This window comes from Streptomyces sp. NPDC051217 (genome assembly GCF_044455465.1).
In the GTDB taxonomy this organism is placed as follows: domain Bacteria; phylum Actinomycetota; class Actinomycetes; order Streptomycetales; family Streptomycetaceae; genus Streptomyces.
In genome coordinates this window covers 206388-221641 of sequence record NZ_JBITEV010000013.1, presented here as the reverse complement: position 1 = coordinate 221641, position 15254 = coordinate 206388, and the positions used below count along the sequence as shown (strand labels likewise).

The window sequence follows — 15254 nt, the reverse complement described above, 5'->3', positions numbered from 1 at the left end:
CCGGCAGACCGCCCCGTACGCGGAGCGTGCGCACCGAGCGCGTACGCGAGCCCCGCACGCGCCCCCACCCGCCCTTCCCCGATGGGGCGTTGCGCCCACGGCAATACGCGGTACGGCTAGGCTCGCGCCGACACCGCACTGCCGCTATCGGGAGAAGCCACCATGGCCAAGAAGCGCCCCCAGACCAAGGCCGCGAAGGCTCAGTCCGCCAAAGCTCAGCTCACTGACGGGCCGATTCCGGTCGTGGGCGCCCGCGAGCCCTGCCCGTGCGGCTCGGGCCGCCGCTACAAGGCCTGCCACGGCCGGGCCGCCGCCCATGCCGTCACCGAGCTGGTCCAGCGCCCCTTCGACGGGCTGGCCGGCGAGTGCGACTGGATCGCGCTGCGCGAGCTGGTGCCCGCCGCGACCGCCGAGCTGACCCTCAAGGGCGGCCTGCCCGACGGCGTACCGTCCGTGACGCTCGCGACCGTCCTGCCGATGGCCTGGCCCGCGCTGCGCCGCGACGACGGCTCCGTCCTGCTCGCCCTCCAGAACGACACGTCCTCCGGCGACCTCAGCCGCGACCTCGCCGACACGCTCCAGCGGGCGCTGACCGCCGAGCCCGGCAACCCGGTCGCCGCGCAGCGCGTTCCCGCCGACGGGCCGCGCCTGCAGGACCTGCTGGACCCGGAGGCCGATTTCACGCCGGTCGTGCACCCCGGCTTCGAATTCTGGGTGCCGGACGCCGAGAACGCGACCCCCGAGGTGACGGCGTCGCTGGAGCGCGCCAACGCCGCGGCGATCCCGACGGTGAAGCTCACCGGCACGGACGCGGCGTACTGGTGCGAGACGCCCGACAAGAACCACCTGCGGTGGGTCATGCCGCACCCCGAGGAGAAGCTGCTCGACGCGCTCGCCCGGCTGCACGCCGCCGGCACGTCGAGCCTCGGCGAGGGGACGCGGCTGGTCGGCTCCTTCCGGGCGCACGGGCTGACGGTCCCGGTCTGGGACCTGCCGAGCGCGATGCGCGCGGAGGACTGCGAGAAGCCCGCCGCGGAGCTCCAGGAGCGGCTGGCGGCGGCCCTCAAGGTGGACGCTCCGCTGACCGGGGACGAGCGGCGCGCGCGGGGCGGGCTCACCAACCGCCAAGTGACCCTCAGCTGAGCGTGACGAAAATCGTCGCGCACAGTGACAGTGGTCACAACTGCCCGTACCGGCAAGTAATTTCTTGTCCGAATACATCAGATCGAATTTGCTAACCGCCGATCTCTTGTTACCGTTCTAGAAGCCCGGTCGCTGGTGCATCCCCCGTCGCCAGCGACCGGGCGCCTTCGTTCCCCGGCGCCCTTCCTGCAATTTCCGGAGTGAAGACTGCAGAGTTGTCGCGGCGTTGTGGTGCCTCTCGGCCGTCGCTACCGCGAAGCGGACGCGACCCCTCAACTGGCCGACCGAGCAGCCGAGTTGCTGCCGGACCTGAGCAACAGCGGCCCGGTCCCGTCGCCACTTCCCGCGAACTCGGCCACTGCCCAGTACCGCTCGGGTTTTCCCGCCGTACGTTCACGCGGTGTTTCACAAGAACCCGGCTCGTCGCCGTCTTCGACCACACAGTGGGACTGAACAGTCCGCCCCTCGGGCCCCATCAGGCTGAGCGCGGAACGCAATTCCCCACCCGACGCATTCCGGTAGTACGTACGGCCCCAGGTGTCCCCATTCTCGGTCAGAACGCAGGTCTGGGCCTCGATCCCGTCACGCGACGTGAGCGCCGGGCCGCAGCGCTCGACGGAGGGCGCCCCGCCGTTCTCCGGCTTCTGGAGCTCCTGGAGCACGGCCGGGGGTGCGGCCGGGGGTGCGGAGCGCGCCGGGGGGCCGCCCGTGGGCCCCGCCGAGGCGGCCAGCGGCAGCAGGGCGGTGAACACCACCACGGTGGCGAGCCCGATCACACGAGGATTCATGGGGCCCACCTGCCGCTGCCGGAAAGATCCTTGACCTCGGCCGAAGATATCGGCGCGATCGGGGCGCCCGGCACGACGCGCGCCCATTTCCCGTACAACTCGGGCCACCTCGCACCCGTACGAGTGACAGACGGAACGGAAACCGGGCCGCGCCTCGCAGGGCACGGCCCGGAATGTCGGTGCTTACGCACCCGGTGTTCAGTAAGCGAGCCTGCTGCCGCCGTCCGGCGCGCTCGTGCTCGCCTCGACCAGCGCGTCCACGACCGCCTCCACGTCCGGCAGCCAGGGCGACAACGAGCCGGGCAGTGGCGCCCGCTCCCAGCGGACCTGACCGCCGACCGCCTCGGACGGCGGGAGCACCAGATAGCCGCCCTCGCTGTGGAAGCGGAGCGAACTGGGCACCCAGTCCTTGGCGAAGAGCAGCTCGCCGAGCCGTTCCAGGGAGTACGGGGCCACGAGCAGCGACCAGCGGGTGGGAGTCGCCACGACCGGGCCGAGGCGCATACCCATCTCGTCCAGTGCCACCAGCGCGCGCTCTCCGGCGGCGGCGGGCAGACTCACCGCGCACGGCGCGGCGCCTCCGGTGGCGAGCACGATCGGGGCCGTGGGCCGGTTGGCCCACCACCAGCGCACCATGCGTTCGTCTGTCGTGGCGGCCAGCAGGCCTGGGTCGAAGGGGTGCGCGCCGGGTACGGCGCACTCGGGATCCGGGCAGGCGCAGCCGCGGCCACGATCGCCCCGTCCGCCGGACGTCTTGAGGCCGGCTCCGGGAAGTACGGGCCACTGCCATGCCGTGGCGCATGTCAGCGCCGCTTCGAGTGGGGCAGGCATCCCCTTGCGCCTGAACAGGAGCCTGCGTCGCCTTCCGAGGATCTCGCGCATGAGCGCTCGTTCCTTTCCGTTGAACGCCGAGGTCCACATGCCACACCGGTAAATCTGTGTGCATGGCTTCACTGTGCGTATCGCTGTGCGTACAGTCGACGCGTTGTCGTCGACGCTCCGCCGCCCCTTTGGACGGGGCACAGTCGGACTTCGTCAACCTGCGGCAGGGCTCACCGCTCCTGGGCCGAACGCAGTCTGTCTTCATTAACGCGTGGCGATGGGTGGCGCACTCAATGGTCTGTCGTCCCGCTGTGACAGCCCCGCCACTCCGGGATGGCGCGCGGGCTACGGCGATTAAGACGCCGGAGCCGTCCGTCAGGTTCCGGGGCCGTCCCAACTGCCCCTGTCCGTCACCGTTTACGTACCCATCACGTGCGGAATGACGCTCCTCCTCGATGTCGCCTGCGCTTCACCGGGGAGGCCCCTGTCGAGTTCCCTCAGTCGATCGCAGAATACTGCGGTGGGGTCATTTTCTCGCCAAGTTAACCGTCGCACAGACACCAGTAGTTCCGCCAGGACAATGCTGGACATCGCCTCAGTTGTGCGTGTACATGTGGATGCACTGATAGTGGCGCAGAATCATCTGGTGGTTTGCGATGCTATTGCGCGAAACGCACCAGTCAGAAAGCCGGTTGCCATGAGCGCTCCGCACATGCCGAAAGTGGCTGGAATCGATTCAGCAGTTCCGGCTCCCGCGCACACTGTCGCGGCCCTCGACGAGTCCCCCGGCGCGCCGGTGGTGATGATCCAGGACCGGCTGGCCGGCTGGGTCTCCGATCTGACCACCCTCCACGAGCTCACCGAACGCCTGGCCAGGACGGGGTCCACGGACGCCGCGGTCAACGAGGTCGTACGGGCGGGCGCGGCCCTCGTCGGCTCCTCGCGCGGCTTGGTCGTCCTCGAACCGGCGTCCCGCGCGGACGAGCACATCCCCCGTACGACGGTAGGACTCGGTTTCAGCCATGGAGACCTCGGACAGCTGGAGACCGTGCCGCGCGCCGCGACCTCCTACGGAAGGCTCCTCGACGAGATCACGGGGCCCGCGACCGCCGCCGAGTCCGTAGGAGACGTACTCGGCGACCCGGGCCTGGACCCGCGCCACCGTGAAGTGGCCGTCCGGCTCGGCTACAGCGCCACGTACGCCGTCTCCCTCACGGCCGAGACGGCGGGCCGGATCGGCGCCGCTGTCTGGTTTTACGACGAACCCGCCGAACCGGTCGAAAGGCAGCGCCATCTGGTGGGTCTCTACGCCCGGTACGCCGCCGAGCATCTGGCGCGCCTCCTGGAGCTGGAGTCGTCCCGCGCGCGTGAGACCACGATCGCCGACGAGCTGCTGCCCGGCCGGCTCCCCCGCGTCCCCGGCGTACGGCTCGCGGTACGGCACCGCGCGGGCGGGGACGGCGGCGGCGACTGGTACGACGCGCTGCCGCTGCCCGACGGCGCGCTGGGGCTGGCCGTCGGCTCGGTGAGCGGATCGGGGCCGAGCGCTCTGGCCGCGATGGGGCGGCTGCGTGCCTCCCTGCGGGCGTACGCGGTGATGGAGGGCGAGGACCCCGTCGCCGTCCTGTCCGACCTCGAACTGCTGCTGCGGCTGACCGAACCCGCGCGCACCGCCACCGCGCTCTTCGCCTACACCGAACCCGCGCTGCGCAAGATCGTGCTCGCCGGGGCCGGGCACGCGCCGCCGCTGATCGTGGGGGAGCGGCGTACGGAGTTCGTCGAGACCACTTTGTCGGCGCCGCTGGGGATGCTGTCCTGCTGGGAGGCGCCGAGCGTGGGGCTGTCGCCCGCGCCAGGAGAAACGGTGCTGCTGTACACCGACGGCCTGCTGCGCCGCACCGGCGACCCGATGGACCGGGCCTTCGCCCGGCTGCACGCGGCGGCCGCGAGCGTGCCCCGGAGCCTCCGGGACGACCCGGGGGCGATCGCCGACCATGTGCTGAGACTGGTGCTGCCCGGCGGGGCGGACGCGCGCGGCCCGCACGCGCGCGGGAGCGCGGAGGACGTCGTGATTCTCGCCGTCCGCTTCGAGTGAACCGGAGGGTCCCTCTCCGGCCCGACGAGCCCCTGTGGTCCACCCGTCCGAGGAGTTGTCCACAGGCCCCCTGGCCAGCCGCCCGTACAGACATACGATGGTGCCGGGACCCGAAAGGTCCAATGTCGTACAGAGGAGGCAGACCGTGGCCGAGGAGCTCATCCCGGAAACACCGGAGACCCCGGAAACGCTGGGAGACCTGGACACAGTGCTCGACGACGCCGACGAGGCGTCGGCCGGTAAGCCCGTGAAGCAGCGCAAGAACGGCCTCTATGTGAGCGTGTCCGACGAGCTGGCCGAGAACATGAAGTCGGGCTGGGCCGACACCGAGCTCCGCGACCTGGAGCCCGTCGCTCAGGCGTCGTACGCGGCGGACCGCCGTGCCGCGCTGTCCGCGCGATTCCCGGGCGACCGCCTCGTGATCCCCGCGGGCGGCCTGAAGACCCGGTCGAACGACACGGAGTACAGCTTCCGTCCCTCTACGGAGTACGCGTATCTCACCGGCGATCAGACCGAGGACGGCGTCCTCGTGCTGGAGCCGGCACCCGGCGGCGACGGCCACCGGGCCACGATCTATCTCACCCCGCGCTCCAACCGGGAGAACGGCGAATTCTGGCTCGACGGCCGCCAGGGCGAGCTGTGGGTCGGCCGTCGGCACTCGCTCGCCGAGGCCGAGCAGTTGCTCGGCCTGCCCGCGAAGGACGTCCGGGAGCTGGCCGCGGCGCTGCGCGAGGCGACGGGCCCGGTGCGGGTCGTCCGCGGGCACGACGCGTCCATCGAGGACGCCCTGGCCGACAAGGTCACGGCGGAGCTCGACGACGAGCTGCGGGTCTACCTGTCCGAGGCGCGCGCGGTGAAGGACGAGTTCGAGATCGGCGAGCTCCAGAAGGCCGTGGACTCGACCGTCCGCGGTTTCGAGGACGTCGTGCGGACCCTGGAGAAGGCCGAGGCGACCAGCGAGCGCTACATCGAGGGAACGTTCTTCCTGCGGGCCCGGGTGGAGGGCAACGACATCGGCTACGGCTCGATCTGCGCCGCGGGACCGCACGCCACCACCCTGCACTGGGTGCGCAACGACGGAGACGTACGCCCCGGCGATCTGCTCCTGCTCGACGCCGGCGTGGAGACCCACACCCTCTACACCGCCGACGTCACACGCACGCTGCCGGTCAACGGCCGGTTCGACGCACTGCAGCGCAAGATCTACGACGCGGTGTACGAGTCTCAGGAGGCCGGTATCGCCGCGGTGAAGCCGGGCGCGAAGTACCGGGACTTCCACGACGCCTCACAGCGGGTGCTCGCCGAGAAGCTCGTCGAGTGGGGCCTGCTCGAAGGCCCGGTCGAACGGGTCCTGGAGCTGGGCCTCCAGCGTCGCTGGACGCTGCACGGCACGGGTCACATGCTCGGCCTGGACGTTCACGACTGCGCGGCGGCGCGGACGGAGGCGTACGTGGACGGCACGCTGGAGCCCGGAATGTGCCTCACGGTCGAGCCGGGCCTGTACTTCCAGGCGGACGACCTCACGGTGCCGGAGGAGTACCGGGGCATCGGGGTCCGGATCGAGGACGACATCCTGGTCACGGAGGACGGCAACCGGAATCTGTCGGCGGGGCTGCCGCGTACGTCCGCGGACGTGGAGACATGGATGGCGGCCGTCAAGCAGGGCTGAGCCGGGACGGTCCCGGTCCCGGCTCCGGACAGTCGCCGGCCCGGTCGCGCCTCACGCGCGGCCGGGCCGGCGCGTCCCTGAGAAGGGAGCGGCGAGGAGGGAGCGGCCGAGGGGGGAGCGTCTCAGACTCCGGCGGTCGTGCCGCCCAGGGCCACCAGCGGGGTCTCCTCGCGCCACTTCAGGATCTTGTCGAAGCTGATCACCGCTCCCCGACCCGGCCGGTTGCGGAAGTGGACGTGGTCGGCCAGTTGCTCGATCAGGGAGAGCCCCCGGCCGTTCTCGGCGGTGAAGGCGGCCCGGGGCGCGGTCCGGTGGACGGCCCGGCGGGAGGGGAATCCGGGCCCGGAGTCGGACACTTCGATACGGCACTTCTCGCCGTCCAGATAAGCGGTCACCCGGTATGCCGCCGACGCCTGGGACGGTTCACCGGGCCGGTCGTCGCCGCCGTGCTCGACGGCGTTCGCGCATGCTTCGGTCAGTGCGACGGACAGATCGAAGGAAATGTCCGGGTCAACGCCCGCGGTCTCCATCGTGCCGATCAGAAGACGGCGTGCGAGCGGGACGCTCGCGGCTTCGCGCCGCAAATGGAGGGACCACCAGATGCTCATGCTCCAGCCTCCTGGCCACAGCTCGACATACCGATACGTATTGCCCCTGTAGGGGACTCGTAAGCACATCGTCCGCATGAAACAACTCATTCGGCGGACGCGCATAGGGTGTCTGCCGTTGTAGGGGACAGAAGCTGATCTTCCGGACCTGCCGTACGAAGCCGCCGGTCGCAGTGCGATGATGACCCGGCCATGCCGGATCGTGTCGCACACGCCGGAGCCGGTCTGCGGCTCCTGAGGGCCGCGGTGTTCACCGCGGTCTGTGTCGTGCTGTCCGGGACGGGACATGTGATCGCGGCCTGTCAGGCCGTCCCGTGGTGGACGCTCCTCGTCGGTTTCGCCGGTGTGTTCGCCGTGGCCGCGCCGCTCGCCGGACGCACCCGTTCACTGCCCGCCATCGCACTCGCGCTGACCGGTGGACAGCTCGCGCTGCACTCCCTGTTCGGCATGAGCCAGCACCACCTCACGATGCGCGGCGGCGCCGACGACGTACTGATCCGCATGGCGGCCAAACTGATCTGCGGCGCCGGCCCGGCATCGCTGAGCGCCGGGGACGCGCGCCGCATCGTGACCGACGCCGGGATCGACCCCGCCACGGTCGGCGGCGGGCTCGCGCAGGGCGGTCACCTGCACGGCACGTCCGCCGGAACAGCCGCGCAGGCGGCGGCCGGTGGGACCGGCGGGGCCGGTGGCACCGCCGGACTGCTGCCCGAACTGCCGACCCTGCCCATGTTCCTCGCGCATCTGCTGGCGGCCCTCGCGACCGGCTGGCTCATGCGCCGCGGCGACCTCGCGCTCGCCCGGCTCGCCACACTCTCCTCCCAGAGCCTCGGCGACGGCTTCGGTGAAGTCGTCGCCGACAACGCGCGGCTGCGGGCCCTGCGGGCCGCCCTCGGCCTCGTACGCGCCCTGAGCGCCGGACTGCCGCTCACGCCCGCCCCCGGGCCGGCCGCCCGGCCCGGCCCGCGCCCCGACGCTCCGCCGTCGTACACGGGGGAGACGCTCCAGCATTCGGTGATCAGGCGCGGCCCGCCTGCCGTACTGACTCTCGCCGCCTGACGCGACGACACCTTCCGTACGGAGTACGTGGGGCGGTGACGTCGCGATGCCGACGCGTATCCGCGCGCGGCCCATCGTCTCCCCCACACCGTGGAGTGTCTTCTGTCATGAACGCCTCTCGTACGAACACGTCTCCTCACGCTGTCTCGCGGCCGTCCACCACCGGCCGTACCCGCACCGCGCGCCGGGTGGCGGTCGTCGGTGGCATCGCCGCGTCCGCCGTCGTGCTGCTCGCCGGTCCGGCCCTCGCGCACGTCAGCGTGCAGCCGGTCGGCGAAGCCGCCAAGGGCGGTTACGCGACGGTCAACTTCAAGGTGCCGAACGAGCGCGACGACGCCTCGACCGTCAAGCTCGAAGTGAACTTCCCGACCGAGCACCCGCTGGCCTCGGTGGCACCGCAGGCCGTGCCCGGCTGGAAGATCGCCGTCACCAAGAGCAAGCTCGCCAAACCGATCGAGATGCACGGCAAGCAGATCACCGAAGCCGTCTCGAAGGTCACCTGGACCGCCGCGGCCGGCGGCGGGGTCGCGCCCGGCTACTTCCAGCAGTTCCCGCTCTCCGTCGGCCAGTTGCCCGAGGACGCCGACCAGCTGGTCTTCAAGACCCTCCAGACGTACGACAACGACGAAGTCGTGCGTTGGATCGACGCCCCGACCGAGGGCGCCGAGCCCGAGAGCCCGGCGCCGGTGCTGACCCTGACCGCCGCCTCCGAGGACGGTCACGGCGCCGCGGCCGACGACAAGACGGGGGACAAGGCGGGCGACGACGCCAAGGCCGGCGCCGACCAGGCGTCGGACGAGAGCGAGGGCGGGGACGCCGAGAACGCCGCCTCCTCCGACAGCAGCGACGGAACGGCCCGTGGCCTCGGCATCGCCGGCATCGTCATCGGCGTCGCCGGTGTCGCCTACGGCGTCCTGGCCGGGCGCCGCCGCACCTCGTCCACCGGCACCTCGTCCACCGGCACCCCCGCCAGCTGATCAGCGGGCGCGGGCCCGGCGACGGGCCCGCGCCCAAAGCCCGTACTCCACCAATGGGAACTACCTCCATGCGCAAGAAGACCGTGCTCACCGCCGCCGCACTCGCGGCGGTCGCGGCACTGACCCTGTCCGCCTGCGGAAGCGGCGACGACGACGCCTCGAAGCCCGTGGCGGACGTCTCCGCCCAGCCGAAGACGAAGGCGGCGACCGTCCTCGACAAGCCCTTCGAGAAGCCGAACCTCGTCCTGAAGGACACCAAGGGCAAGACGTACGACTTCCGCGAGGAGACCAAGGGCAAGCCGACGCTGATCTACTTCGGCTACACGCACTGCCCCGACGTCTGCCCGCTGACGATGAGCAACATCGCCATCGCCAGAAAAGCGCTCCCCAAGGCCGACCAGGACAAGCTCCAGGTCGTGTTCGTCACCACCGACCCCGAGCGGGACACCTCCGCCGAACTCGCCAAGTGGCTGCCGAGCGCGGGCGACCCGTCCTTCGTCGGCCTCACCGGCGACTTCCCGACCATCCAGGCCGGCGCGCGTCAGGTCGGCATCGGCATCGACCCGGCCACGAAGGAGAAGGACGGCAGCGTCGTCTCCATGCACGGGGCGCAGGTCATCGCTTTCTCACCGAAGACGGACGGCGGTTACGTCCTGTACGGCGAGGACACGACGGCCGACGACTATACGAAGGACCTGCCGAAACTCATCAAGGGCGAGACCCCGTGAGGGCGTGCGGCGGCCGTCCCGTACACCGCGGGGCGAGTCGTCTCACGGCCGCCCGGGTGGTGCTGGTGTCCGCCGCGTCAGTGGCGTCGCTGGCCTCGCTCGCCGGGTGCTCGTCGGCGGACGCCTCCGAGGACGAGCCTCAGTTGAAGGTCACCGGGGCCTTCATGCCCCAGCCCGTCAGCGACATGGCGTCCGGCTTCCTCACGGTCGCCAACAGCGGTGGCGCGGCGGACAGACTCACCTCCGTCACCGGCGACATCTCGGACGACATCACGATCCACGAGACCAAGGACCAGAAGATGCGGCAGGTGAAGTCCTTCGACATCCCGGCCGGCGGCGAGCTGAATCTGGCCCGAGGCGGCAACCATCTGATGTTCATGGGCCTGAAGAAGAAGCCGGAACAAGGCCAACGGATCTCCGTGGAACTGCACTTCGAGAAGACCGGCCCGATCAAGGTCGACCTTCCCGTGAAGGAGACCACCTACAACCCCACGCGGCACTGAGGGACTGACTCACGATGACGGCCACCGCCCCCCGCTTCGGAACACGGCTCACACGGCTGCTGCTCGTCACCGCCGTACTGATCGTCGGTCTCTTCGGCGCGCTCTCCGGTACGGCGTCGGCGCACGCGGCGCTGACGGGAAGCAACCCGAAGGACGGGGCGGTGGTCGATGTCGCTCCGCGGGACGTCACCCTCACCTTCTCCGAACAGATCGCCATGGGCGACGACTCCATCCGGGTCCTCGACCCCACCAGCAAGCGCGTCGACGTCGCGAAGATGCGCGATCTGAGCGAGGGCGGCACCGTCCGCTACGCCGTCGACCTCAAACCCGGGCTGCCGGACGGCACCTACACCGTCGCCTGGCAGGCGGTCTCCGCCGACAGCCATCCCGTGTCGGGGGCGTTCACCTTCTCCGTAGGAGCACCGTCGAAGACGACGGCCACGGTGCCCGACCAGGAGGCCGGGGGCGGACCCGTCGGCCTGCTGTACGACACGGTGCGCTACATCTCGTACGCCGGGTTCGTGCTGCTCGTCGGTGGTGCGGCGTTCGTCCTCGCCTGCTGGCAACGCGGCACGTCCGTACGGCCGTTGCAACGCCTCGTCGTCGGCGGCTGGGTCACCCTGACCGCCGCGACACTCGTCCTCCTCCTACTGAGGACGCCGTACACGGGGTCCGGCAAGCTCGGCGACGCGTTCGACCTCGGCGGGCTGACGGACGTACTGGACACCAAGACGGGCGCCGCGCTCGTCTCGCGGCTGCTGCTGCTCGGCGCGGCGGCGCTCTTCATCGCCGTGCTGTTCGGCGCGTACGCGAAGCGCGTCACGGATGCGGAAACGGAGTCCGGGGCGAGGGCTGGGGAGGGGCCCGGAGAGGCGTCCGACGCGGGGAAGGCGAAGGCCGACCTCACCTTCGGGCTGGGCCTGGGCGGCACGGTCGTCGCCGCGGGCATCGCCGGGACATGGGCACTGTCCGAACACGCGTCCACCGGGATCCAGACCGGTCTCGCCATGCCGCTCGACGTACTGCATCTGCTGGCCGTGGCCGCCTGGCTCGGCGGCCTCGTGTCGCTGCTGATCGCTCTCTACCGGACGCCGGACATCGAACGCGCCGCCGTACAGCGCTTCTCGCGGATCGCCTTCGGCAGCGTCGTCGTCCTGGCCGTGACCGGGCTCTACCAGGCGTGGCGGCAGATCGGCTCGTGGTCGGCGCTGACCGACACGTCGTACGGCAAGCTCCTGCTGGCCAAGGTCGCGCTGATCGCCGTACTGCTCGGTGCCGCCTGGTTCTCGCGGCGCTGGACGGGGTTGCTCGGCGAGGTCGCGAAGACCGGGGCGGAGGGAGACGTCGAGGCCCAGGAAGAAGCGGAGGCTGAAACGGAGGGCGGGGCCCTTGCCGGGGACGAGGCCGATCCCGAGCGTGCCGCTCAACTCGCCCGCCAGCAGACCGCGTTGGCCACCGCCCGCGAGAGGCGCGTCCGCGACGCCGACACCGAGCGGTCCGGGCTGCGCCGCTCCGTCCTTACGGAGGCGTGCATCGCCCTTGTGGTGCTCGCCGTCACGACCGCGCTGACGGGCACCGAGCCCGGACGTACGCAGGAGAAGGAGGTCGGCCGCTCGGGCACCGCTGCGTCCGCGCCCGCGGCGCCCGCCGGTCCCGTCAACCTCACGGAGCCGTTCGACACCGGCGGTGTGAAGGGCAAGGGCACCCTGCGGCTCACCGTCGACCCCGCGAGCCCCGGCACCAACCTCATGCACCTCTGGGTCGACGGCCCGGACGGCAAGCCGATGGACGTGCCCGAGGTGAAGGTCGCGTACACCCTTGAGTCCGAGCAGATCGGCCCCCTCCCCGTCGTGCCGGAGCGCGTGGCGGCGGGACACTGGAGTTCGAGCAACGTACAGATCCCGATGCCCGGCGACTGGCATCTCCAGGTGACCGTGCGGACCTCGGACATCGACCAGACCACCATCGAGAAGAACGTGAAGATCGGTTGACCCCGTGAGCGACACCCGTACGACCAGCGGCACCGACACCGCCACCGGCGGCGCAGGAGCTGACTCCACCCGCGCGATCTCGCGGCGGCGGCTGATCGGTACGGCCGGTGCGGCCGGCGCCGCGGGCCTCGTCGCCGGAGCGGCCGGCGGGAGCGCCACGTACGCCGCCACCCGTCCCGACGAGCCGACAGCGCTCGCCACCGTCGGCTCGGCCTCCGTCGCCTTCCACGGCGCCCACCAGGCCGGTATCACCACACCCATGCAGGCCCGCGGCCATCTGGTCGCGCTCGACCTCGCACCGGGAGCCGGCCGCAAGGAGGCCGCCGCGCTGCTGCGCCGCTGGTCGGAGACCGCGCGGCGGCTCATGGCGGGCGAACCGGCCGGGGAGCGCGACACGGGTGTCGCGCTGGACGCGGGGCCGTCCGCGCTGACGGTCACCTTCGGCTTCGGCCGGACCTTCTTCGACCGTACGAAGCTGGCCGCCCGGCGCCCCTCCGCGCTCGACCCGCTGCCGGCCTTCTCCTCGGACCACCTCGACGCGCGCCGCAGCGACGGCGACCTGTGGGTGCAGATCGGCTCGGACGACGCGCTCGTCGCCTTCCACGCGCTGCGCGCCCTTCTCAAAGAGGCGGGCGACGCGGCGCACGTGCGGTGGCAGATGAACGGCTTCAACCGTTCGCCCGGCGCCACCGCCCGTCCGATGACGGCCCGCAATCTGATGGGACAGGTCGACGGCACCAACAACCCCAAGCCGGCGGAGCCCGACTTCGACCGGCGGATCTTCGTCCCCGCGAGGCCGTCGGCCGGGACACCCGACTGGATGGCGGGCGGCTCGTACGCCGTCGTACGCCGGATCCGTATGCTGCTCGACGACTGGGAGGCCCTGCCGGCCGACCGCCAGGAGCTTGTCATCGGCCGCCGCAAGTCCGACGGCGCCCCGCTCACCGGCGGTACGGAGACGACCGCGCTCGACCTCGACAAGACCGGTCCGGACGGCAAGCTCGTCATCCCGGACAACGCGCACGCCCGGATCTCGGCGCCGGAGCAGAACGGCGGGGCCGCGATGCTGCGCCGCCCGTTCTCCTTCCACGACGGGATCGCCGCGGACGGCACCCCCGACGCGGGCCTGCTCTTCATCTGCTGGCAGGCCGATCCGCTGAAGGGCTTCGTGCCGGTGCAGCGCAAGCTCGACCGGGGGGACGCCCTGTCGGCGTTCGTACGGCACGAGGCGAGCGGGCTGTACGCGGTGCCGGGCGGACCGCGCGAGGGCGAGTACGTGGGCCAGCGTCTGCTGGAGTCCTGAGCCTGTGGCCGGGCGGGGGGCCGGGCGGGGTGGGGCTTGAGCCGGGGGCCCGCGCTGTCCGCCGGTCGGACTAAAGTGACCACATGTCGGCCACGCGCTATACGTACCTCGGCCCCGAGGGCACCTTCACCGAAGCCGCCCTTCGCACCCTGCCGGAAGCCGCCACCCGGGAGCTGATCCCGATGGTCTCGGTGCCCGCGGCCCTCGATGCCGTACGGCACGGGGACGCCGCGGCCGCCCTCGTACCGATCGAGAACTCGGTGGAGGGCGGCGTCACCGCGACCCTCGACGAACTCGCGTCGGGCGAGCCGCTGATGATCTACCGCGAGGTGGTGCTGCCGATCGCCTTCGCGCTCCTCGTCAGGCCGGGGACATCGCTGTCCGACATCAAGACGGTGACCGGTCACCCGGTGGCACAACCGCAGGTGCGCAACTGGCTGCGGGCCAATCTGCCGAACGCTCTGTGGGAGTCGGCCGCGTCGAACGCGGACGGCGCGCGGCTGGTGCAGGAGGGCCGGTTCGACGCCGCCTTCGCGGGTGAGTTCGCGGCGGCGACGTACGGGCTCGAAGCCCTGGTCACCGAGATCCACGACGCCGAGAACGCGGAGACGCGCTTCGTCCTGGTGGGCCGGCCCGCCCGGCCGTCGGCGCCGACCGGAGCGGACAAGACGTCGGTCGTGGTCTGGCTCGGGGAGGACCACCCGGGCGCACTGCTCGAACTGCTCCAGGAGTTCGCCGTACGCGGGGTCAACCTGATGCTCATCCAGTCGCGTCCGACGGGAGCGGGCATCGGTAACTACTGCTTCGCCGTGGACGCCGAGGGTCATATCGCGGACCGGCGGGTGGGCGAGGCGCTGATGGGGCTGAAGCGGATCAGCCCGAAGGTCCGCTTCCTCGGGTCGTACCCGAGGGCGGGCGTGGCTCCGCAGGACGTGCGGCGGCTGCGCGCGGGGACGTCGGACGCGGAGTTCATGGACGCCGCCGACTGGCTGGCGCGGAGCCAGGACGGCCGGATCTGAGCCGCCGGGGACGGTGGGGGCGGCGGCGGCCCCGTTGTCCCCAGAGTTATCCACAGGCTGACCTTCCACCCTGGGGACAAGTCGACAGCATCGGCCGACTCGGTCGACAAATCTCCTCAGCGACCGTTCTTCCGTCCACAGGACATAGAAGTGGCCTGTGTCACCCCCATTCCCTTGCCCAACTCGTTAGGGGGACCAAGTCCCACCCGAATGAGCGCGCGAGGCCGGTTCAGGAGAAGAATCCCCTCAGCCCCACTTGGGCTTTCACCGCGATATCGCTCGTGATCCACAGATCCCCCACACAGCCTGTGGATAACTTTCCGGGCGCCCCCCTCTCTGTGGACAACGTCGCCTCAAGTGCCGTGCGGCACAAGGGAAATGAGTCAACGGGACACGGACGGCGCCTCATTCCGGCGAATTGGCAACCCGTTATTGACGTAAGCACCCCCTCCTTTTCACTCTTCCCTCACCGTCCCCAATTACGGCAATCCGGACAAAATGCATCACGCTGGAAAAGCGGGTGGGGTGGCGGAACCCCGCACCGGTAGC

13 protein-coding genes are annotated in these 15254 nt (G+C 71.0%); 10 read left to right on the top strand and 3 right to left on the bottom strand.

Features of this window, described 5'->3' with window-relative positions; genetic code table 11:
• Nucleotides 1–162 precede the first annotated feature (162 nt).
• Complete coding sequence (locus tag ACIBBB_RS26990; protein WP_398986327.1) at nucleotides 163–1143, top strand: DUF5926 family protein; 981 nt, start codon at nucleotides 163–165, stop codon at nucleotides 1141–1143.
• A gap of 272 nt (nucleotides 1144–1415) precedes the next feature.
• Here ACIBBB_RS26990 and ACIBBB_RS26985 read toward each other — a convergent pair whose 3' ends face one another.
• Both ACIBBB_RS26985 and ACIBBB_RS26980 read right to left on the bottom strand, forming a co-directional pair.
• Nucleotides 1416–1931: a hypothetical protein gene (locus ACIBBB_RS26985; protein WP_398986325.1), complete on the bottom strand. Its 516-nt coding sequence runs from the start codon at nucleotides 1929–1931 to the stop codon at nucleotides 1416–1418.
• 198 nt (nucleotides 1932–2129) lie between these two features.
• Nucleotides 2130–2813, bottom strand: coding sequence for a bifunctional DNA primase/polymerase (locus ACIBBB_RS26980; RefSeq protein ID WP_398986322.1), 684 nt, complete (start codon nucleotides 2811–2813; stop codon nucleotides 2130–2132).
• Nucleotides 2814–3333: 520 nt separating this feature from the next.
• On the opposite strand from ACIBBB_RS26980, the gene ACIBBB_RS26975 reads away from it, so the two are divergent.
• Together ACIBBB_RS26975 and ACIBBB_RS26970 are read left to right on the top strand one after the other, a co-directional pair.
• A complete protein-coding gene (locus ACIBBB_RS26975; protein ID WP_398986320.1) occupies nucleotides 3334–4848 on the top strand; it encodes a PP2C family protein-serine/threonine phosphatase in 1515 nt (504 codons plus the stop codon).
• A 145-nt stretch (nucleotides 4849–4993) separates the two neighbouring features.
• On the top strand, nucleotides 4994–6517 hold the full coding sequence (locus tag ACIBBB_RS26970; RefSeq protein WP_398986318.1) for an aminopeptidase P family protein: 1524 nt from the start codon (nucleotides 4994–4996) through the stop codon (nucleotides 6515–6517).
• Nucleotides 6518–6639: 122 nt separating this feature from the next.
• Here the strand turns inward: ACIBBB_RS26970 and ACIBBB_RS26965 are convergent, their stop codons facing one another.
• A complete protein-coding gene (locus tag ACIBBB_RS26965) occupies nucleotides 6640–7125 on the bottom strand; it encodes an ATP-binding protein (RefSeq protein WP_398986316.1) in 486 nt (161 codons plus the stop codon).
• Between the two features lie 192 nt (nucleotides 7126–7317).
• Between ACIBBB_RS26965 and ACIBBB_RS26960 the strand changes: the two genes are divergently transcribed.
• The 7 genes from ACIBBB_RS26960 (at nucleotide 7318) to pheA (ending at nucleotide 14705) form a co-directional block, all read left to right on the top strand.
• Entirely contained in the window at nucleotides 7318–8184 is an 867-nt protein-coding gene (locus ACIBBB_RS26960) for a hypothetical protein (RefSeq protein ID WP_398986314.1), read from the top strand.
• A gap of 107 nt (nucleotides 8185–8291) precedes the next feature.
• Nucleotides 8292–9161, top strand: coding sequence for a YcnI family protein (locus tag ACIBBB_RS26955; protein ID WP_398986312.1), 870 nt, complete (start codon nucleotides 8292–8294; stop codon nucleotides 9159–9161).
• Nucleotides 9162–9229: 68 nt separating this feature from the next.
• A complete protein-coding gene (locus ACIBBB_RS26950) occupies nucleotides 9230–9889 on the top strand; it encodes an SCO family protein (protein ID WP_398986310.1) in 660 nt (219 codons plus the stop codon).
• A 59-nt stretch (nucleotides 9890–9948) separates the two neighbouring features.
• Nucleotides 9949–10392: a copper chaperone PCu(A)C gene (locus ACIBBB_RS26945; RefSeq protein ID WP_398986462.1), complete on the top strand. Its 444-nt coding sequence runs from the start codon at nucleotides 9949–9951 to the stop codon at nucleotides 10390–10392.
• Nucleotides 10393–10406: 14 nt separating this feature from the next.
• Nucleotides 10407–12383, top strand: coding sequence for a copper resistance CopC/CopD family protein (locus ACIBBB_RS26940; protein ID WP_398986308.1), 1977 nt, complete (start codon nucleotides 10407–10409; stop codon nucleotides 12381–12383).
• A 4-nt stretch (nucleotides 12384–12387) separates the two neighbouring features.
• A complete protein-coding gene (gene efeB, locus ACIBBB_RS26935; protein ID WP_398986305.1) occupies nucleotides 12388–13686 on the top strand; it encodes an iron uptake transporter deferrochelatase/peroxidase subunit in 1299 nt (432 codons plus the stop codon).
• Between the two features lie 83 nt (nucleotides 13687–13769).
• Complete coding sequence (gene pheA, locus ACIBBB_RS26930; protein ID WP_398986302.1) at nucleotides 13770–14705, top strand: prephenate dehydratase; 936 nt, start codon at nucleotides 13770–13772, stop codon at nucleotides 14703–14705.
• The last annotated feature ends 549 nt before the right edge of the window (nucleotides 14706–15254 follow it).